This window comes from Brachybacterium ginsengisoli (assembly GCF_002407065.1).
Lineage (GTDB): Bacteria > Actinomycetota > Actinomycetes > Actinomycetales > Dermabacteraceae > Brachybacterium > Brachybacterium ginsengisoli.
The window spans coordinates 929,845-947,623 of sequence record NZ_CP023564.1 but is presented as its reverse complement, the minus strand read 5'-3'; the positions used below and the strand labels follow the sequence as shown (position 1 = coordinate 947,623).

Sequence of the window (17,779 nt, the reverse complement as noted above, 5' to 3'; positions counted from 1 at the left end):
CCATCGTGTTGCTGTCAGCATTGCTGTCAGATCCGCAGCCGCCTCAGATCCGCCCCGGCGGAGAACTTATGCAAACCTCTCTGCTAGCTATCCTGGCTAAGCCCTGTTCAAGGGACACCGCAGCACCACGGCCTCCAGGTGGGCAACGCCATGGCCAACTACACCTAGGCTCGGCTGGGCGTGATTGTGAGGTTTGCGAAGTGGGCGTCGGTGCCGATGTCGACGAAGAGGCCGATTGCTCCGAGTGATGGTCGCGCGAGCGGGGTCTGGACGTGAAGGACCTCGCTATTGTCGACAGACGCGGTGATCCTGTCAGCGGCGACGTCGATTGAAAGCCGGAACCAGCGGCCGGGGGCGATGGGGGCCGCGGCTTCGTAGGTGCCGCCTGGGTGCTCTTCGCGCAGTCGGTCGACGGGCCAGTCGGGGTAGGCGAAGTACTGGATGCCGCGAGTGTTCCGAGGTGGGTCCGTGTTGGTGAGGGTGCCGTTGGTGGGGCGGAGGTATATGGCTTCGAAGCGGTCGAGCTCCGGGGTGACATGGAAGGCGAGTCCTGCGAAGCCGCGCGCGTAGTCCGGGGCTTCGATGGTCAGCTGGGAATGGATGTCAACGCTGATCTGCCCGGTTGTGAACTCCAGGGGAGGCGCGCCATGGTCGGCTGGTCGACGTAGTCCACGCCGGGGGTTCCGTGCCGGGCGATCTCTTGGGTGAGAAAGATTCTGGTGCTGGCGCGGCCGTCGACGATGCCGGGGACCGCTGTCACCGATCTGAGGTGCGTGCCCTCGGGCAGGGTGTCGAGGCGGAGGTGTTCGGTGGGGAGTTCTCGCATGCTAGTCCCCTCGTGCGGGGTGTGGTCAGTGGTCAGAGGAGTACGACGCCCTTGCCGCCGACGCGGCCGGCTTCCATGTCGCGGTGCGCCTCGATGATGTCGTCGATGCCGTACACGTTGCCAAGGGGGATGACGGCGTCTCCGGTGGTGACGTCATCGAGGAACGATTGGAGAACATTGGACGGGAGGTCAGCGGCTTCACCAGAGTAGGCGGTCAGGCGTACCCCGTTCGGTAGCCAGTCCATGGGGTAGAACGAGTCGATGGTCCATTGGTCCGAGAGCATGCCGGTGAAGCAGACTGTTCCGCCGATGCTGACGGCGCGGAGCGTGTCCTTGAGGGCATTCACCCCAACGAGCTCGACGGCCGTATCCACACCTTCTGGCTGGAGGCGACGCACTTGGGCGGCGATGTCACCGTCATCGATGAGGACGTGGTCCACACCTGCCTGCTCGAGCTGTGGGCGCGCTTCGGGCCGGCGCGTGGTCGATAGGACGGTGAGGCCCTGCCGCTTTGCGAGGACGGCTAGTGCGAGTCCGATCGAGGAGGTGCCGCCGCGGATCAGCAGGGACTGTCCCGGTTGCGCATCGAGACCGACGGTGAGCGAGCCGTACGCGGTCTGGAGCATCTCGGGCACCGCGCCGAGCTGCTCCCAGGGCAGGTTGCTGTGGAAGGGGATGACCTGCTGGGCGGGCACGAGCACGTACTCGGCGTAGCCACCGTCGAAGGCACGACCCATCCCGCCCATCATCGTCATCACCTGGGTGCCTTCGGTGAGATCTGTTCCCGGCGCGGAGACGATGGTCCCGGTTGCCTCGATGCCGGGGACGCGCGGCAGGGATCCGCTCTCAGCGAGCCCTTGCCGGAAGTGCAGCTCGGAGCGGTTCAGTCCGAAAGCGTGCACCCTGATCAGGACCTCACCGGTCGCCGGCACGGGCGCAGGGACCTCACGCACGTGCAGCACGTCGGGTGGGCCCGTCTGGTCGATGACGACGGCCTTCATGCGATCGCCCCTCATGACGCAGGCTCCGCTTCGCTGATCCGGGTACGGATCCGCTCGAGAACCGCTTCGAGGCTGGCGGCATCCTCCGGCTCGATCACCTGGCCGATCAGAGCGCGAGCGCGTTCCTCGCCCGTAACTCGCACGTCCTCCCCCTCCGGGGTCAGCTGGAGCAAGGAGGAGCGCCGGTCCTCAGGGTGGGGGGCCCTCGCGATCAGTCCCGCGCCCTCGAGGCGATCGGTGAGCTTGCTGGCGGCGCCAGTGGTGATCGCCAACTCGTCACAGAGATCGCGAACCCGCCCGCGACCCTCGCGCCTATGGAGCACGCGCAAGGACTGGAGGGTGCCCAGGCCTGCTGCCCCGGCATCGCGGAGGTCGGACTCCACCAGGTTCCACAGTTCGGTCTCGGTACGCACGAGGGCGTCGAAGGCTTCCATCATGCGATAAAGCATATCAGGAAGCTGCTTCTGGAGAAGCTATGGTGGTGTCGTGCCCTGCATGGAGGGGTGAGCTGTCGTCGTGGAACTGGAGAACATCATGCGTGAAGCCGTAAGACCGCCGTCATCGTCATCGACATGCAGAACGACACCGTGCACCCGGAAGGGGCGTTCGCGTCCACCGGTGCCGCCGACCACGCCGCCAGCCAGCACGTGATTCCGAACGTGCTGAACATCGTGGAGACCACGCGCGCCACGAGCACTCCGGTGTTCTTCCACCGGATCGTCGTCTACCCCGGTGAGGTCGGCGGCAGCAACGACCCGATCTTCCGAATGCTCGGCCCCGAGTCCTTCAAGCTTGGCACCTGGGGCGCAGAGATCGTCGATGAGCTCGCCCCGCTCGACGGCGAGATCGTGCTGGACCGCAACCGGATGAGCATCTTCAACGGCACGGGGATCGACCACATGCTCCGTGACCTCGCGGTGACGGACCTGGTCGTCGTCGGCGCGTAGTCGAACATGGCAGTTGAGCACGGCATCCGCGATCCCGCAGACCACGGATACGACGTCACCGCCGTCGCCGACGCCACCTCGGCCCTGAGCGCGGGGTGGCAGCACGCGGAACTGAACTTCGCTTTGCAGAACATCGCGACCATCGCCGACACCGACTCGGTCATCACTGCGCTCCGTTCCTGACTACGTCCCCCACACCTCTGGCCGCTCTGCGCCCGTGGTGAACCAGCCGTCACCGCTGAACTCCGAGGAAACTCATGCCCCGCCTGTCCCGCTACGTGCCCGTCATCGCCGCCACCGCAGCGGCAGCACTCGCTATCGCTGCCTGCGAGATCGGAAGCGATCCACTATCCGGCGCTGGAGCTTCGGAAGAGGCGATCGTGATCGGCTCACAGGAGTACTACTCCAACGAGATCATCGCGGAGATCTACGCCCAGGCGCTCGAGGAAGCCGGGTACCCCGTCGAACGCCAGTTCCGAATCGGTCAACGCGAGGTCTACCTCCCGGAGATCGAAGCCGGCGCGATCGACCTCTTCCCCGAGTACACCGGCCCACTCCTGCAGTACTGGAGCCCCGACACCCAGGATCGACGCGAAGAGGATGTCTACCCCGCCCTGGTCGACGCCGCGCCCTCCGACCTGCGAATCCTCGACGCCTCCCCCGCCACGGATCAAGACGCCTATGTCGTGTCTAAGGACTTCTCCGAGAAGTATGGTGTCACCTCGGTCGCAGACCTCGCTGACGTCCCGCATGCGCTCACCCTCGGCGGAAACTCCGAAGGAGCCGAGCGACCGATCGGCCCCCGAGGACTCTCCGAGGTCTACGGAGTGAGCGTGGACTTCACTCCCGTCGAGGACGGCGGCGGCCCACTCACCGTCAAGGCCCTCACCGACGGGGACATCGACCTCGCCGTCCTCTACACCGGCTCCCCATCGCTCAGCGACGAAGACCTCGTACAGCTCGAGGACCCCAAGGGCCTACTCCTCTCCTCGCACGTAGTTCCTCTCGCGAGCGAGAAGATCGACGACCAGGCCGCCGAGATCATCAATGACATCAGCGCCGAACTCACCCCCGAAGGACTGCTCGAGTTGAACACCCGAAGCGTCGAGGAACAGTCGTCCGCAGGAAACCTCGCTGCCGAGTGGCTTGAAGAACACTTGGAGTGACGGGTTCGAGAGAATGACTCGTAGCCGGTGGCCCGTTACGGGCCGACTGGTCGACGTGGTGACCCACGAACGACGAAGACGCGGGCATTGCGCCTCAGGCCCCCAAACACCCGACCCGAAACTCAGTCGCGGTTCCGTTGCTGTCAAAGCACTAAGGGCGAAGGGCTAAAGAGGGCTAGAAGTGGCTCTGACCAGTGGGCCCGGTGGGTATCGAACCCACGACCCGCGGATTAAAAGTCCGATGCTCTACCACTGAGCTACAGGCCCGCGCCCGCTGAGCGGGCGCGTCCATCCTACCGGCGCACCGGCTCCCGCTCGGACGGCCGTTCAGAGCCCGGGACCGGCTGCGGCATCTCCACGTCCGTCGGCCGCCGGCGCGACGACGGGAACGCGTAGAGGAACCCGGTCACCGGCCGCAGCCAGATCGCGAGTGCACACACGCCGAGCGTCACGGCGAAGCACAGCACGGCGCTCCCCGCGCTCGGCGGGAGGTCGAGGTGGCGCATGAGCAGCTCGAGCACCGGCAGGTGCACGAGGTAGGGCACGATCGAGTTCCGCCCCAGCCACTCCAGGGGCCGCAGCGCACGCAGGCGTGGGAGTCGCTGGGCCACCCCCACCGCGGCGATCACCGCGATCAGCACCACCACCTGGGCGATCACCGGGGTGACGGGCTCGCGGTCCTGGTGGGCGGCGCGCAGCCCCCACGCGGCGGCGATCGCCAGGGCCGGGGCGAGCATCACCCAGGGGATCCGCCGCTCGGCGAGGGTCCGGTGCAGGGCGGCGCCGGCGAAGAAGAACACCGCGTAGTAGACGAACTTGTCCGGTCGCGGCCCGGTCATGTCGTACTCGATGCCCAGCAGCGGCATCGCCGCCCAGCCCACGATGCTCGCCAGCGCGAGCCAGCCGGGGTGGAGGCGCCGCGTGATCAGCCCGGCGAGGTAGTAGAGGAACAGCGCCATGAGGAACCAGGTGTACATCCCGTTCACCCACCACAGCGGGTTCGTGGCGTTGCCCCACCCCAGGATCGCCAGCATCACGGCCGACCACAGCAGCCATGGCCACAGCAGCCCCCGCACCTTGCCCCGCAGGAACTGCCCGGCCGGCTTCCGCAGGGACCGCGCCAGCAGCAGCCCGGAGGCGAACAGCAGCGTGGGCATCCGGAAGGGCGCGAACCCCTCGGAGAGCTCCAGCATCACCCAGGGCGTGCCGCCGTCCCAGATCTGCTGGAGGATGCGCAGATGATGCGCGATCACCAGCAGGATCGCCCCGCCGCGCACCAGGTCCATCCAGTGCTGGCGCTCGGTCGGGGCGAAGGGCGGAGGTGGCGGGGTCGATCTCATCGCCCGGGAGCGTAGGAGACCGAACCACCGCCTCGATGAACACCGAGCGACCTCGGTGTGCAGATCCGGTGAGCGTCAGCTCTGCGCGGCGAGCTCCCGTTCGCGCTGGTAGTCGGCCACGTCCTCGTCCTCCCACACCTCGACGTTCTTGATCTCCGGCAGATCGGAGGCGAGGAAGATCGGGTCCAGGCCCTGGGCGCGCTGGGCGTTGTAGTGCCGCAGCAGCTTCAGGGCGGTGGGGGTGAGCAGCGCGATGACCACGAGGTTGATCAGGGCGATGAACACCATGGACACCCCGGCGATCGTCCAGGCAAGGTCCACGGCGATCACAGAGCCCATCAGCACCAGCGCCACCACGGCCACGCCGAAGGCGATGTGCCAGCCGCGCTTGGCGGTGAGGAAGTGCATGTTCGCCTCGCCGTAGGAGAAGTTCCCCAGCACCGAGGTGAAGGCGAGCAGGAACATGATCGCGGCCAGCAGCACCGCGGCCCAGGGGCCGAGGTTCGAGGCCAGCGACTCCTGCACCATCACCAGGCCCTCGCCGCCCGCAGAGACGTCCGGGAAGGAGACCAGCACGATGAACGCGGTGATGGAGCAGATCAATAGGGTGTCGAAGTAGACCCCGAGGGTCTGCACGAGCCCCTGCTTGACGGGGTGGCTCACCGAGGCGGTGGCGGCGACGTTGGGCACCGAGCCCATGCCGGCCTCGTTGGAGAGCATGCCGCGCTGGACGCCGTTGACGATCGCGGCGCCGATGCCGCCGCCGATCACGGCCTGCGGCGCGAACGCCTCGGTGACGATCTGGGTGAGCACGCGCGGCAGCTCGCCGAGGTTCATGCCCACGATGACGATGCCGATGATCAGGTACAGCAGCGCCATGATCGGCACCATCGACTGGGCCACGCCTGCCACGCGGCGCATCCCGCCGAACACGATCCCCGCGGTCAGCGCCGCCAGCACGATGCCCAGCACCACCGGCAGCCAGGGCAGGCCTTCGGGATCGGCGTACAGGGCGACGGCGCCGGTGACGGCGTCGACGATGGTGTTGGCCTGCAGCGAGGTGAACGCGAAGGCGAAGCAGAAGATGAACAGGATCGCGAAGAACGCACCGAATCCGCGGCTGCCGAGGCCGCGGTGGATGTAGAAGGCCGGGCCGCCCTTGTAGGTGTCCTCGGCGCGGGTCTTCCACAGCTGGGCCAAGGTCGACTCGATGAAGCTCGCCGCTCCGGCCACGATGCACATGATCCACATCCACAGCACCGCGCCGGGGCCGCCGAGGAAGATCGCACCGGCCACGCCGGAGACGTTGCCGGTGCCCACGCGGGCCGCCGCCGAGATCGAGAACGCCTGGAAGGCACTGAGCGACTTGGTGCGCTGGGAGGCGCCCTCGCCCCCGGTCACCTCCTCGCGCTGCGGCTTCTGGGTGATCGCGCCGAGCATCGCCGGGATCATCCGCAGCTGCACCGCGCCGGTGCGGATCGTGAAGTACAGGCCGAGCACCAGGACCACGGGCATCCCTGCCCAGGTCCAGAGCCAGCCCTCGGCATGTCCGAGGAACTCGTTCAGTTTTTCGAGGGGGTTCATGGCCTCGACCGTATCGGGAACGCTCCGCGTGCCCCTCGGGCGGAGCGCTCCTCACGGCCCCCGGGGACCCTTGCTCCTCGCGCGCGCGAGGGCGTGTCCCGCATCGCGGTCTCGTGACGCACACCACATGCGGCGATTCGACCGACAGGTATCCAGCACCCCGCAGTGAACATCACCGCAGGTCGGCACGAATGATCCGGGGCTGTCCGACAATCCGTTTCTCAGATGCCCGACAGTCACAGTTCCGTCACGACACTCCGTGGAACACCCCCTCGGCCCGCCCCCCGGGCTCCACAAGCGTCGCCGCTCTCGATACCGTGGACGGCGATATGGGCCCGTTGATGACGCACAGCGCAGACCACCCGTCCACCCCTGACCAGGCCACCGGAGCAGGCTCCGACCTGGACATCCGCCCTCCTGCGATGGAGGACGGCGCCGCCATGTGGCGGATCGCCCGCGACAGCGGCACGCTCGATCTGAACACCTCGTACGCCTACCTGCTGATGGCCCGCGACTTCGCGGCCACCTCGCGCCTCGCCGTGGGCGACGGGCAGGGAGTCGGCTTCGTGCTCGGATACCTGCGCCCCACCGCGCCGGAGACCCTGTTCATCTGGCAGATCGCGGTGGATGCCTCCCAGCGGGGGAAGAAGGTCGCCGGGAGACTCCTCGACGATCTGCTCGCCGAGCTGCCCGAGATCACGACGCTGGAGACCACCATCACGGCGGACAACGCCGCCTCCCAGCGACTGTTCGCCTCCTTCGCCGAGCGCCACGGCGCCGACGAGGAGGTCGCCGACCTCCTCGAGGAGCACCACTTCCCCGACGACGGCCACGGCGCCGAGCTGCTCCACCGGATCACCGGCCTGCAGCGCGGTCGCTGACCCGCTTCCTCCGCCCCCGGAGCCCATCGGCCCGGGCGCCCCGTCGCGCCCGGACGCCCCCCCCAGACCATCGATCGACCCCTCAGGAGATGTCATGACCATGACCGCACAGACCGAGACCACCGAGAAGCCCGAGCTGACCGATCAGGTCAGCGCCTCCACCGTCGACCCGACCGAGCTGGAGTCGGGCGTGCGCAGCTACTCCCGCGGCTGGCCCACCGTGTTCACCCACGCCAAGGGCTCCGTCCTGACCGCCGAGGACGGCCGCGAGTACATCGACTTCTTCGCCGGCGCCGGCACCCTGAACTACGGCCACAACCACCCCGAGCTCAAGAAGGTCGTCATCGACCACTACCTCGAGGACCGCGTGGTGCACGGCCTGGACATGTTCACCGACGTGCGCCGCGAGTTCCTGCAGACCTTCGACGCGAAGATCCTGAGCCCCCGCGGCCTGGACTACAAGGTCGCCTTCCCCGGCCCCGGCGGCACCAACGCGGTCGAGGCCGCGCTGAAGCTGGCCCGCAAGGTGACCGGTCGCGAGTCCGTCGTGAGCTTCACCAACGGCTTCCACGGCATGACGCTCGGCGCCCTCTCCGTCACCGGCAACTCGATGAAGCGCGGCGGCGCCGGCATCCCGCTGGTGCACTCCACGCCGATGCCCTTCGACGACTACTTCGGCCAGATCGTCCCGGACTTCATGTACCTCGAGCACATGCTCATCGACGGCGGCTCCGGCCTGAACAAGCCCGCGGCCGTGATCGTCGAGACGGTCCAGGGCGAGGGCGGCATCAACGCGGCCCGCGCCGAGTGGCTGCGCGGCCTCGCGGACCTCTGCAAGAAGCACGAGATCCTGCTGATCGTCGACGACATCCAGATGGGCTGCGGCCGCACCGGTGGCTTCTTCAGCTTCGAGGAGGCCGGCATCGAGCCGGACATGGTCACCCTCTCGAAGTCGATCAGCGGCTACGGCCACCCGCTCGCGCTCACCCTCATCAAGCCCGAGCTGGACATCTGGGAGCCCGGCGAGCACAACGGCACCTTCCGCGGCTTCGGCCCGGCCTTCGCCACCGCCACCAAGGCCATCGAGCTGTTCTGGGGCGATGACGAGTTCGAGAAGGCGACCATCGCCAAGGGCGCCTATGTGGAGAGCCGCTTCAACCGCATCGCGGCGAAGCACCCCGAGCACGAGCTGATCGTCAAGGGCCGAGGCCTCGCCCGCGGCCTGCAGATGCCCACCGGCGAGATCGCCGGCGCGATCGCCGCGCGCTCCTTCGAGGAGGGCCTGCTGGTGGAGACCTCCGGCCCCTCCGACGAGGTCGTCAAGCTGCTGCCCGCCCTCACCATCCCCGAGGAGCTCCTCGAGAAGGGCCTCGACATCATCGAGGCCGCCGTCGACGAGTCGCTCGCCGCCTGACCACCCTCTCGTCGGCCCGTCGGCAGCCGTCGACGGGCCGACGCTCTGCGCCGGGGCCCACCCGCGCAGACCCCTGACCCTGGACCATCCACCGGAAGGAATCCCCCATGCTCGTCCGCACCCTCGCAGAGGTCGAAGGCACCGACGCCGACATCACGTCGGAGAACTGGCGCTCCAAGCGCATCATCCTGGCCAAGGAGGGCGTGGGCTTCTCCGTCCACGAGACCACCCTCTACGCCGGCACCGAGAGCTACTTCTGGTACGCCAACCACATCGAGGCCGTCTTCATCACGCAGGGCGAGGGCACCATCGAGGACCTCGCCACCGGTGAGATCCACGAACTCGCCCCCGGCAGCCTCTACCTGCTCAACGACCACGACAAGCACATCGTGCGCCCCCGCACCGAGATCAAGTGCGTGTGCGTGTTCAACCCGCCGGTCACGGGCCGCGAGGTCCACGACGAGAACGGCGTGTACCCGCTGATCACCGAGGACGCCTGAGCCCGGCGCCCGACGACGACGGAGCCCGGCAGGAGATCACTCCTGCCGGGCTCCGTCGTGTCCGGCACCGGGTGCCGGGATCCGCTGCGATCAGGCGGTCCTCTTCTTCCGCACGATCACCAGGATCACGCCGATGAGCAGCAGCAGGAATCCGAGCGCCCCGCCGAAGACGGCCAGCAGGATGCCGCCGACGCCTGCGAAGATGCCGCCGATGGAGACCGGCGGGCCCACCGCGATCGGACTGTCGCCGCAGGTGACGGTGTAGTCACCGGCCTGTTCGGCCGTGAAGGAGTCCACCGACACCCACGACCTGCCGCCGATGCCGATTGTGCTGCTCTGCGAGGTGCCCTCCCCCACCGAGGGGCCGTCGACCGTGCAGCTCGGGGCGGGCGCGCCCTCCTCGGCGAAGATCTGGAGGGACTCGCCCTCCTCGGCCGTGATCGTGCCGCTGCCGGAGTCGAACACCTCGAGGTCCTGGGTGCCTCCCACGACGCCGCCGATGCCGATCACCGCGAGCACCACGCCGATGATCAGGCTGAGCGCGAGGAGCACCGCGCCGAGGATGATGAGGATCTTCGGCGCCTTGGAGGGCTTCTTCGCGGGGGCCTGCCCGACGCCCTGCGGGGCCTGGGAGTACCCCTGCTGGGGCGGGCCGAAGCCCTGCTGGGGAGCGGACCCCGGCGAGGGGACACCGCCCTGCCCGTACGGGCCGTTCTGCGGGGAGAGAGGTCCGGGGGACGAGGACTGCGGAGGCTGGGTCACGGCGAGCTCCTGAGAAGGTGAGGGATGCGCTCACAGGCTAGCGCCCCCGTGACCTCCGATCACGGAGTCCGGCCCTGTTCGGCCTAGACTCCAGGGCATGCCCGATGCTCTGGTCCTCGCCGATGACGTCGAGACGGAGCTGGTCGAGAAGCGATCGAGGTTCCTCACCCGCCTGCACCGCGTACAGGAGGTGGAACAGGCGGATGCCCTGCTGCGCACCGCTCGCGCCCAGCACCCCGATGCCCGTCACCACTGCACCGCGCTCGTGATCGGCGAGACGGCGGACCGCGCCGTCATGCACCGCTCGAACGACGACGGCGAGCCCGCGGGGACCGCGGGGATGCCGATGCTGCAGTCGCTGCTCCACGCCGGGCTCGTGGACACCTTCGCGATCGTGATCCGCTACTTCGGCGGGGTGAAGCTCGGCGCCGGCGGGCTGGTGCGCGCCTACACCGCGGGGGTCGAGCAGGCGGTGGCGGCCGCCCCGCTGCTGCGGCGCACCGAGCTCGCGGTGGCGCGGATCGAGGTGCCCCCGGCGGAGGTGGGCATCGCGGAGAACGCGGTGAGGATCTGGGCCGCCGCCCAGGGCGCGAGCGTCGAGCCCACGCAGTACTCCTCGCGCAGCGCGATCCTGACCGTGCTCGTGGCCGCGCAGGACCTCGACGCCCTGCGCGCCGACACCGCCCGCTGGTCCTCCGGCCGCCACCCGGTGGAGGAGGCGGGGCGGCGCACGGCCGACGTCCCGCTCTGAACCGCCCGGCCCCTCCACGCACGACGACGGCGCCGCCCGGAGATCCGGGACGGCGCCGCCGTGCTGCGGGTCCGAGGTGGGGGCTCGGAGCCCGGGAGGATCGCGTCAGGCGCGGTTCTTCGTGACCAGGCCGTAGATGACCATGACGATCAACGCACCGATCACGGCGAGCAGGATGGTCCCGATGCTCCACGGGTTCGACAGGATGCCGCTGACGCCGTTGCCCCCGAGGAGGCCGCCGATGAATCCGCCGACGATCGCGCCGATGACACCCAGGACGATCGTCAGGCCGAGGCCCATGGCCTGCTTGCCGGGCATGATGGCCCGAGCGATGAGACCGATGATCGCGCCGATGATGATCCAGGAAATGATTGCCCAGAGAAGGCCCATGATCGTTTCTCCACTTCATAGGGGGAAGGAAAGTGTCCTGCTGTCACAGTGTGGGGCTTCGTCGCAGGAATTTCTGGCATCTGGTACAGAAGCCCAGGTCATGCGAGCGACCGTCTGGTCCGTGTCGTGCTGTTGAGCACTTCCGGGATCGGCGGCGGAAGAAGCCGCGGGGTGAGCTCCGCGACCTCTGCGGCCGTCTTGTTCCCTGCCGTTCATCTCCATGGGGGTTAATCCACCGGTGAACCACACTCCGTCCCTGCCGGCCGAGCCCCCCGCCGAGCGCCCCGCGGGGCTGCTCCCCGAGCTCCTGGCCGGTGATCGTGCGCCGGCACCCTCCACCCTGGTGGACCTCTTCCATCGCGTGGTCAGGGACCACGGCGACTCCCCCGCGGTGGACAGCGGGCAGGAGATGCTCACCTACAGCGCCCTCGACGAGGCGGCCGCCGAGCTCGCCGTGCGTCTGGCGGAGCACGGCGTGCGGCCCGGGAACAAGGTCGGCGTGCGCATCAAGTCCGGCACCACCGATCTCTACGTCGCGATCCTCGGGATCCTGGTGGCCGGCGCTGCCTACGTGCCGGTGGATGCCGACGATCCCGACGAGCGCGCCCGCGTCGTGTTCGAGGAGTCCGCCTCCGTCGCGGTGATCGGCAACGACCTGGTCATCACTCCCACCGCGGCGAGCCGCGTGGGCGTCCCGGCCGACGGGGAGGCGGACCCCGTCGCCGCCCGCGAGGCGGAGCCGACGGACGACGCCTGGGTCATCTTCACCTCCGGATCCACCGGCAGGCCCAAGGGCGTCGCCGTCTCCCACCGCAGCGCCGCCGCCTTCGTACAGGCGGAGTCGCGGATGTTCCTCCAGGACGCCCCGATCGGTCCCGGGGACCGCGTCATGGCCGGGCTGTCGGTCGCCTTCGACGCCAGCTGCGAGGAGATGTGGCTGGCCTGGGCGTACGGTGCCTGCCTGGTGCCCGCCCCGCGCTCGCTGGTCCGCTCCGGGGTGGACGTCGGCCCCTGGCTGGCCGCCAACCGCATCACCATCGTCTCCACCGTGCCCACGCTGGTCTCCCTGTGGCCGGACAGCGCCCTCACCGAGGTGCGCCTGCTCATCATGGGCGGCGAGGCCTGCCCGCCCGAGCTCGCCGCCCGGCTCCAGGCCCCGGGGCGCGAGGTGTGGAACACCTACGGCCCCACCGAGGCGACCGTGGTGGCCTGCGGCGCGATGCTCGACGGCACGGATCCCGTGCGGATCGGCCTGCCGCTGGACGGCTGGGACCTCGCGGTGGTCGACGCCGACGGCCGCCCCGTGGCGCCCGGAGCCTCCGGCGAGCTGATCATCGGCGGGGTGGGCCTGGCCCGCTACCTCGACCCCGAGAAGGACGCCGAGAAGTACGCGCCGATGCCCACTCTCGGCTGGGAGCGCGCCTACCGCTCCGGCGACGTGGTGGTCAACGACCCCGACGGCCTGCTCTTCGCCGGTCGGGCGGACGACCAGATCAAGCTCGGCGGTCGCCGCATCGAGCTCGGCGAGATCGATGACCAGATGCTGCGCCTGCCCGGGGTGGTCGGGGCGGCCTCCGCCGTGCGCTCCACGACGTCCGGCAACAAGCTCCTGGTCGGCTACCTCACGATCGACGCCGGCTACGACGCGGAGGTCGCCAAGGGGCTGCTGAAGCAGCGGATGCCCGCCGCCCTGGTGCCCCGTCTGGCGATCGTGGACGAGCTGCCCACCCGCACCTCGGGCAAGATCGACCGGGACGCCCTCCCCTGGCCGCTGCCCACCGCCGCCTCCGCCCCGTCGGCCGCGCTCTCCGGCACCTCCGCCTGGATCGCGGAGATCTGGGGCGAGGTGCTGGGCTTCGAGGCCACCTCCGGCGGGGACGACTTCTTCGACGCCGGCGGCGGTTCGCTCACCGCCGCGCAGGTGGTGGGCCGTCTGCGCACGAAGCACCCCGAGCTCACCGTCGGCGAGGTCTACACCCACTCCACGCTCGCCGCCCTCGCCGCCCATCTGGACCAGATGGGCACCTCCACGGCCCGCGACGACCGCACCGTCTCCCCGCTGCGCCGGCGCACCCAGGTCGCCCAGCTGCTGGCCCTGGCTCCTCTGCGGGCGCTCGCGGCGCTGCGCTGGATCACCTGGCTCCTGCTCATCTCCACGATCGGCGGCCTCGTCACCGAGGTGCCCTGGCTGGTGACCTTCCCGCTGTGGCTGGTGCTCCCGCTCGCCGCCGTGATGCTGTTGCCGCCGGGTCGGATGGCGCTGGCGGCGCTGCTGGCCCGGCTGCTGCTGCGCGGCGTGCGCCCCGGCAGCCATCCGCGCGGCGGGAAGGTCCACCTCCGGCTCTGGCTCGCGGAGCGGATCCAGGAGGAGCTCGCCGCGGTGAGCCTCGCCGGTGCGCCCTGGCTCGGGCTCTACGCCCGGCTGCTCGGGGCGCGGATCGGGCGCGACGTGGACCTGCACAGCCTGCCGCCGGTCACCGGGATGCTCGAGATCGGCTCCGGCGCCTCGATCGAGCCCGAGGTCGATCTGGCCGGTCACTGGATCGACGGGGACCGGCTGCTGATCGGGTCGGTCCGCATCGGCAAGCGGGCCCGGATCGGCGCGCGCAGCACGCTGGGTCCCGGAGCGGTCGTGGGCCGTGAGGCGGAGATCGCCCCGGGCTCCGCGGTGCTCGGGCACGTCCCGGCGGAGGAGTTCTGGTCCGGGTCCCCGGCAGAGCACCAGGGCGCCGCCCGCGGCCCGTGGTCCGCCGACGCCCCGCCCCGGCCGCCCGTCTGGCTGGCGGTCTACGCCCTGCTCGCCACCGTGATCGCCGCCCTGCCCGCCCTCGCGATGGCGGCCGGCGCGGCCGTGCTGCTCCCGGCCGTCGGCGGGACCGCGACATTCGGCGCGGCGGTGGTCGCCGCCCTGCCGTGGCTGCCGCTCGCCGCGCTCGTGTCCCTGGCCGTGCTGGCTCTGCTGGTGCTGGCTCTGACCCGTCTGCTCTCCCTCGCCGTCTCCCCGGGCCACCACCCGCTGCGCTCGGCGGCGGGGGTCTCGATCTGGGCCACGCTGCGGCTGCTCGACGAGGCCCGGACCTGGCTGTTCCCTCTGTACGCGGGGGCGCTCACCCCGATCTGGATGCGTCTGCTCGGAGCGCGGGTGGGCAGGGGCACGGAGATCTCCACCGTGCTGCTGATCCCGTCGCTCGTGACCGTGGGCGACCACGCCTTCCTCGCCGACGACACGCTGATCGGCGCCTACGAGCTCGGCGGCGGCTGGATCCGCGTGGAGCGCGTCAAGGTGGGCAAGCGCGCCTTCGTGGGCAACTCCGGCATGCTCGCCCCGGGCCGCAAGGTCCCCAAGCAGTCCCTGGTCGCGGTGCTCTCCGCCGCCCCGCGTCGCAAGTCCGCGAAGGCAGGATCGTCCTGGCTGGGCAGCCCGCCGCGCAAGCTCCGCCGCACCAGCGGCGAGGAGGACACCTCGCTCACCTTCGATCCGCCGCGGCGCCTGCTGATCCAGCGCGGGCTGGTGGAGACCGGCCGGCTGGTGCCGCTGGTGCTCGCACAGCTGCTCCCGGTCGCGATCGGGGCGGCGCTGTTCGCGCTGCTGCTCCGGGGCGCCGCCGGCATCGCGGCCGCCGTGGTGCTCGGCGGCCCGCTGCTGCTGCTGGCCGGGGTGCTGGCAGCGCTCGTCACCGTGGCCGCGAAGTGGCTGATCATCGGTCGCCACCGGCCGGGCGAGCATGCCCTGTTCACGCCGTACGTGTGGCGGGACGAGCTGGCGGACACCTTCACCGAGGTGCTCGCCGCCCCCTGGTTCGCGAACCTCACCACCGGCACCGTCGCGCTGAACGTCTGGCTGCGCATGCTCGGGGCGACGGTGGGCCGGGGCGTGTGGTGCGACTCGTACTGGCTGCCGGAGATGGACCTGGTGACCCTGGGCGACGGCGCCACCGTCAACCGCGGCTGCGTGGTCCAGACCCACCTCTTCCACGACCGGGTGCTGAGCATGGACGCCGTGACCCTCGCCGAGGGTGCGACCCTGGGCCCCGGCGGCGTGATCCTGCCCGCCGCGACGATCGACCGCCACGCCACCGTCGGCCCCGTCTCCCTCGTGATGCGGGGCGAGCTGGTCCCGGCCGGGACGCGCTGGACCGGCAACCCCATCGGCCCCTGGGACGAGGAGGAGGACGCATGAGCCCTCACAGCACGGGCACCGACCCCTACGTCCCCCGGCACGGCGATGCGCGCTTCGCCGTGCGGCACTACGACCTCGCCCTCGCCTACAAGCTCGAGGGCAACCGCCTGGACGGCGAGGCGACCCTGACCTGCCGCCCGCTGGTCGAGGCTCCGTCCTTCCAGCTCGACCTCCAGGGCCTGACCCCGCACAAGGTGTTCGTGGGAGGGAAGCCGCAGCGCTTCACCCACCTGCGCGGACGCCTCACCATCAAGCACCCCCTCACCCCGGGCGAGGACCTCGCCGTGCGCGTGAAGTACTCCGGCACACCGGGACCCGTGCGCTCGCGAGGCCTCGGGACCGCGGGGTGGGAGGAGCTCGAGGACGGCGTCATCGTCGCCGCCCAGCCGCACGGGGCACCCTCCTGGTACCCGTGCAACGACCGCCCGGACGACAAGGCGACCTACGACATCTCCCTGTCGGTGCCGCCCGGCTACACCGTGGCCGTCTCCGGCGAGCCCAGCGGCACCCGCCGCAAGGGCAACGCCGTCACCTGGGCCTTCGAGCAGACGGTGCCGATGCCCACCTACCTCGCGACGGTGCAGATCGGCCGCTACCGGCAGGTGGACCAGCCCGGTGCCCCGGTGCCCGTGCGCACCCTCGCCCCGACCTCGGTGGACTCGGCGGCGCTCGAGTGCACCTTCGGCCGCCAGCCGGCGATGCTGGCCTTCTTCGCCGGCCTGTTCGGGGACTATCCCTTCGCCTCGTACACCGCGGTGATCACCGAGGACGAGCTGGAGATCCCGCTGGAATCCCAGGGGCTGTCCACCTTCGGCAGCAACTTCGTGGACACAGCCTGGGAGTCCCTGCGGCTGATCGCCCATGAGCTCTCCCATCAGTGGTTCGGCAACTCGGTGACGCTGAAGCGCTGGCAGGACATCTGGCTGCACGAGGGCTTCGCCTGCTACTGCGAGTGGCTGTGGGCCGAGGAGTCCGGCGTCTCGACGGTGCAGGCCGAGGTCGAGACGCATCACCGCCTGCTCGAGGGTCTGCCCCAGGACGATCTGGAGCTCGCCGATCCGGGCCCGGAGCTGATGTTCGACGACCGTGTCTACAAGCGCGGCGCCCTGGCCGTGCACGCGCTGCGGCTGCACCTCGGGGACGAGCGCTTCTTCGCGCTCCTCACCGGCTGGCTTGGCGAGCACCGGGCGGGGAACGTCACCACCGAGATGTTCCTCGAGCACGTGCGGGGAGCGGCCGGCGAGGACGCCGCCGCCCTGCTCGAGCCGTGGCTGTTCGAGACCGCGCTGCCCGCCTGCCCGGTGCCCGAGGCGGCCTGAGCCGGCGGCGCGGCGGGATCCGCGCCGACGGCAGGGCCCGGGGCTCAGAGCCGGCGGCGGGACCCGGGTCTCAGCGCCGGGCCAGCGCCGCCACGTGCCCGGGCGGCGCCGCGACGTCCACCACGTGATGGTCGGCGAGGCGCACAGCGCTCATCGGGGTCTCGAGCCCGGTGCCGAGGAACTTCAGCACCGCCTCCTTGCGCGCCCACAGCGCCGCCAGCTCGCGCGGTCCCGCCTGTTCGGCGGCCGCCCGCTCGCTCGGGTGCAGCGTCAGCTGCGGATCCCAGGCCCGGCCCACGGCGGCGATCGCCTCGAGGTCCACGCCGACGGGCCCGTCCTCGCTCACCGCGGTCATCAGGTGCTCACCGCACCGGGAGAGGCTCACGAACACCTCGCGCCTCGCTCCGCGTCGGCGAGCCCAGGGCCGGCCGTGCTCCGAGGAGCCGCAGCGGGGGCAGGAGCGCCCCACCAGCACGTCGGCCGCAGGGGCGCCGAGCAGCGCGGCGACGCGCGCCTGCAGGATCCCGTCGGCGTCCTCCTCCGCCCGGTGCAGGGCGAGGATCCCCGCAGGGTCCTGCGGGACGCTGTTCCCGGACCGTCGGCCGCTCATCCCTGCCCTCCGCGTGATGTGGTCGCCACGCAGGACGGGCCGGGCGTGATCGCCCGGCCCGTCCTGCGGGATGCGGAGACCTCGGTGCGAGGGCTCTGCGTGTCAGGA

Annotated in this window: 15 protein-coding genes, 1 tRNA gene and 1 pseudogene; 8 read left to right on the top strand and 9 right to left on the bottom strand. The window is 70.3% G+C overall.

All coding sequences use genetic code 11. The annotated features are described in order from the left end of the window. Positions 1-586: 586 nt before the first annotated feature. The 3 genes from CFK41_RS04090 to CFK41_RS04080 are packed head-to-tail and all read right to left on the bottom strand — an operon-like array spanning position 587 to position 2,264. Positions 587-826: a hypothetical protein gene (locus CFK41_RS04090; protein ID WP_096798522.1), complete on the bottom strand. Its 240-nt coding sequence runs from the start codon at positions 824-826 to the stop codon at positions 587-589. 32 nt (positions 827-858) lie between these two features. Beyond that, a complete protein-coding gene (locus CFK41_RS04085; RefSeq protein WP_096800931.1) occupies positions 859-1,827 on the bottom strand; it encodes a zinc-binding alcohol dehydrogenase family protein in 969 nt (322 codons plus the stop codon). 11 nt (positions 1,828-1,838) lie between these two features. Continuing rightward, a complete protein-coding gene (locus CFK41_RS04080) occupies positions 1,839-2,264 on the bottom strand; it encodes a MarR family winged helix-turn-helix transcriptional regulator (RefSeq protein ID WP_227873202.1) in 426 nt (141 codons plus the stop codon). Between the two features lie 123 nt (positions 2,265-2,387). Here CFK41_RS04080 and CFK41_RS04075 point away from each other — a divergent pair. Both CFK41_RS04075 and CFK41_RS04065 read left to right on the top strand, forming a co-directional pair. Further along, positions 2,388-2,957: pseudogene (locus CFK41_RS04075) on the top strand (cysteine hydrolase). A gap of 74 nt (positions 2,958-3,031) precedes the next feature. Then, positions 3,032-3,940 (top strand): ABC transporter substrate-binding protein, encoded by a 909-nt coding sequence (locus tag CFK41_RS04065; protein ID WP_096798518.1) that lies wholly within the window; start codon positions 3,032-3,034, stop codon positions 3,938-3,940. 195 nt (positions 3,941-4,135) lie between these two features. Here the strand turns inward: CFK41_RS04065 and CFK41_RS04060 are convergent. From CFK41_RS04060 to CFK41_RS04050, 3 genes are all read right to left on the bottom strand, one after another. Continuing rightward, positions 4,136-4,207, bottom strand: a tRNA-Lys gene (locus CFK41_RS04060). A gap of 26 nt (positions 4,208-4,233) precedes the next feature. Next, positions 4,234-5,280: an acyltransferase family protein gene (locus tag CFK41_RS04055; protein WP_096798517.1), complete on the bottom strand. Its 1,047-nt coding sequence runs from the start codon at positions 5,278-5,280 to the stop codon at positions 4,234-4,236. A gap of 75 nt (positions 5,281-5,355) precedes the next feature. After that, complete coding sequence (locus CFK41_RS04050) at positions 5,356-6,864, bottom strand: alanine/glycine:cation symporter family protein (RefSeq protein ID WP_096798516.1); 1,509 nt, start codon at positions 6,862-6,864, stop codon at positions 5,356-5,358. Between the two features lie 341 nt (positions 6,865-7,205). Between CFK41_RS04050 and ectA the strand changes: the two genes are divergently transcribed. From ectA to CFK41_RS04035, 3 genes are all read left to right on the top strand, one after another. Beyond that, the gene (gene ectA, locus CFK41_RS04045; protein ID WP_096798515.1) at positions 7,206-7,745 is read left to right on the top strand and encodes a diaminobutyrate acetyltransferase; all 540 of its coding nucleotides are present in this window, start codon (positions 7,206-7,208) and stop codon (positions 7,743-7,745) included. Positions 7,746-7,839: 94 nt separating this feature from the next. Beyond that, positions 7,840-9,159, top strand: a complete 1,320-nt coding sequence (ectB, locus tag CFK41_RS04040) for a diaminobutyrate--2-oxoglutarate transaminase (RefSeq protein WP_096798514.1) — start codon at positions 7,840-7,842, stop codon at positions 9,157-9,159. Positions 9,160-9,266: 107 nt separating this feature from the next. Beyond that, complete coding sequence (locus CFK41_RS04035; protein WP_096798513.1) at positions 9,267-9,659, top strand: ectoine synthase; 393 nt, start codon at positions 9,267-9,269, stop codon at positions 9,657-9,659. A 90-nt stretch (positions 9,660-9,749) separates the two neighbouring features. On the opposite strand, the gene CFK41_RS04030 is transcribed toward CFK41_RS04035, so the two are convergent. Further along, positions 9,750-10,421 carry a hypothetical protein gene (locus tag CFK41_RS04030; protein ID WP_096798512.1) on the bottom strand — a complete coding sequence of 224 codons (672 nt, stop codon included), beginning with the start codon at positions 10,419-10,421 and terminating at the stop codon, positions 9,750-9,752. Positions 10,422-10,518: 97 nt separating this feature from the next. On the opposite strand from CFK41_RS04030, the gene CFK41_RS04025 reads away from it, so the two are divergent. Next, a complete protein-coding gene (locus CFK41_RS04025; protein ID WP_096798511.1) occupies positions 10,519-11,172 on the top strand; it encodes an IMPACT family protein in 654 nt (217 codons plus the stop codon). Positions 11,173-11,277: 105 nt separating this feature from the next. Here the strand turns inward: CFK41_RS04025 and CFK41_RS04020 are convergent, their stop codons facing one another. Then, positions 11,278-11,562, bottom strand: coding sequence for a GlsB/YeaQ/YmgE family stress response membrane protein (locus CFK41_RS04020; RefSeq protein WP_096798510.1), 285 nt, complete (start codon positions 11,560-11,562; stop codon positions 11,278-11,280). 220 nt (positions 11,563-11,782) lie between these two features. On the opposite strand from CFK41_RS04020, the gene CFK41_RS04015 reads away from it, so the two are divergent. Further along, positions 11,783-15,742 (top strand): Pls/PosA family non-ribosomal peptide synthetase, encoded by a 3,960-nt coding sequence (locus CFK41_RS04015; protein ID WP_096798509.1) that lies wholly within the window; start codon positions 11,783-11,785, stop codon positions 15,740-15,742. After that, positions 15,739-17,061 carry a M1 family metallopeptidase gene (locus CFK41_RS04010; RefSeq protein WP_096798508.1) on the top strand — a complete coding sequence of 441 codons (1,323 nt, stop codon included), beginning with the start codon at positions 15,739-15,741 and terminating at the stop codon, positions 17,059-17,061. The genes CFK41_RS04015 and CFK41_RS04010 overlap by 4 nt, the downstream gene beginning before the upstream one ends. Positions 17,062-17,131: 70 nt before the next feature. On the opposite strand, the gene CFK41_RS04005 is transcribed toward CFK41_RS04010, so the two are convergent. Then, positions 17,132-17,671, bottom strand: coding sequence for a 4'-phosphopantetheinyl transferase family protein (locus CFK41_RS04005; protein ID WP_096798507.1), 540 nt, complete (start codon positions 17,669-17,671; stop codon positions 17,132-17,134). Between the last annotated feature and the right edge of the window lie 108 nt (positions 17,672-17,779).

Coding starts and splice junctions, on each gene's coding strand:
- CFK41_RS04035 (WP_096798513.1), top strand. CDS start 9,267: ATGCTCGTCCGCACCCTCGCAGAGGTCGAAGGCACCGACGCCGACATC.
- ectB (WP_096798514.1), top strand. CDS start 7,840: ATGACCATGACCGCACAGACCGAGACCACCGAGAAGCCCGAGCTGACC.
- CFK41_RS04080 (WP_227873202.1), bottom strand. CDS start 2,264: ATGATGGAAGCCTTCGACGCCCTCGTGCGTACCGAGACCGAACTGTGG.
- CFK41_RS04025 (WP_096798511.1), top strand. CDS start 10,519: ATGCCCGATGCTCTGGTCCTCGCCGATGACGTCGAGACGGAGCTGGTC.
- CFK41_RS04050 (WP_096798516.1), bottom strand. CDS start 6,864: ATGAACCCCCTCGAAAAACTGAACGAGTTCCTCGGACATGCCGAGGGC.
- CFK41_RS04020 (WP_096798510.1), bottom strand. CDS start 11,562: ATGGGCCTTCTCTGGGCAATCATTTCCTGGATCATCATCGGCGCGATC.
- ectA (WP_096798515.1), top strand. CDS start 7,206: ATGACGCACAGCGCAGACCACCCGTCCACCCCTGACCAGGCCACCGGA.
- CFK41_RS04015 (WP_096798509.1), top strand. CDS start 11,783: ATGGGGGTTAATCCACCGGTGAACCACACTCCGTCCCTGCCGGCCGAG.
- CFK41_RS04090 (WP_096798522.1), bottom strand. CDS start 826: ATGCGAGAACTCCCCACCGAACACCTCCGCCTCGACACCCTGCCCGAG.
- CFK41_RS04055 (WP_096798517.1), bottom strand. CDS start 5,280: ATGAGATCGACCCCGCCACCTCCGCCCTTCGCCCCGACCGAGCGCCAG.
- CFK41_RS04005 (WP_096798507.1), bottom strand. CDS start 17,671: ATGAGCGGCCGACGGTCCGGGAACAGCGTCCCGCAGGACCCTGCGGGG.
- CFK41_RS04085 (WP_096800931.1), bottom strand. CDS start 1,827: ATGAAGGCCGTCGTCATCGACCAGACGGGCCCACCCGACGTGCTGCAC.
- CFK41_RS04065 (WP_096798518.1), top strand. CDS start 3,032: ATGCCCCGCCTGTCCCGCTACGTGCCCGTCATCGCCGCCACCGCAGCG.
- CFK41_RS04010 (WP_096798508.1), top strand. CDS start 15,739: ATGAGCCCTCACAGCACGGGCACCGACCCCTACGTCCCCCGGCACGGC.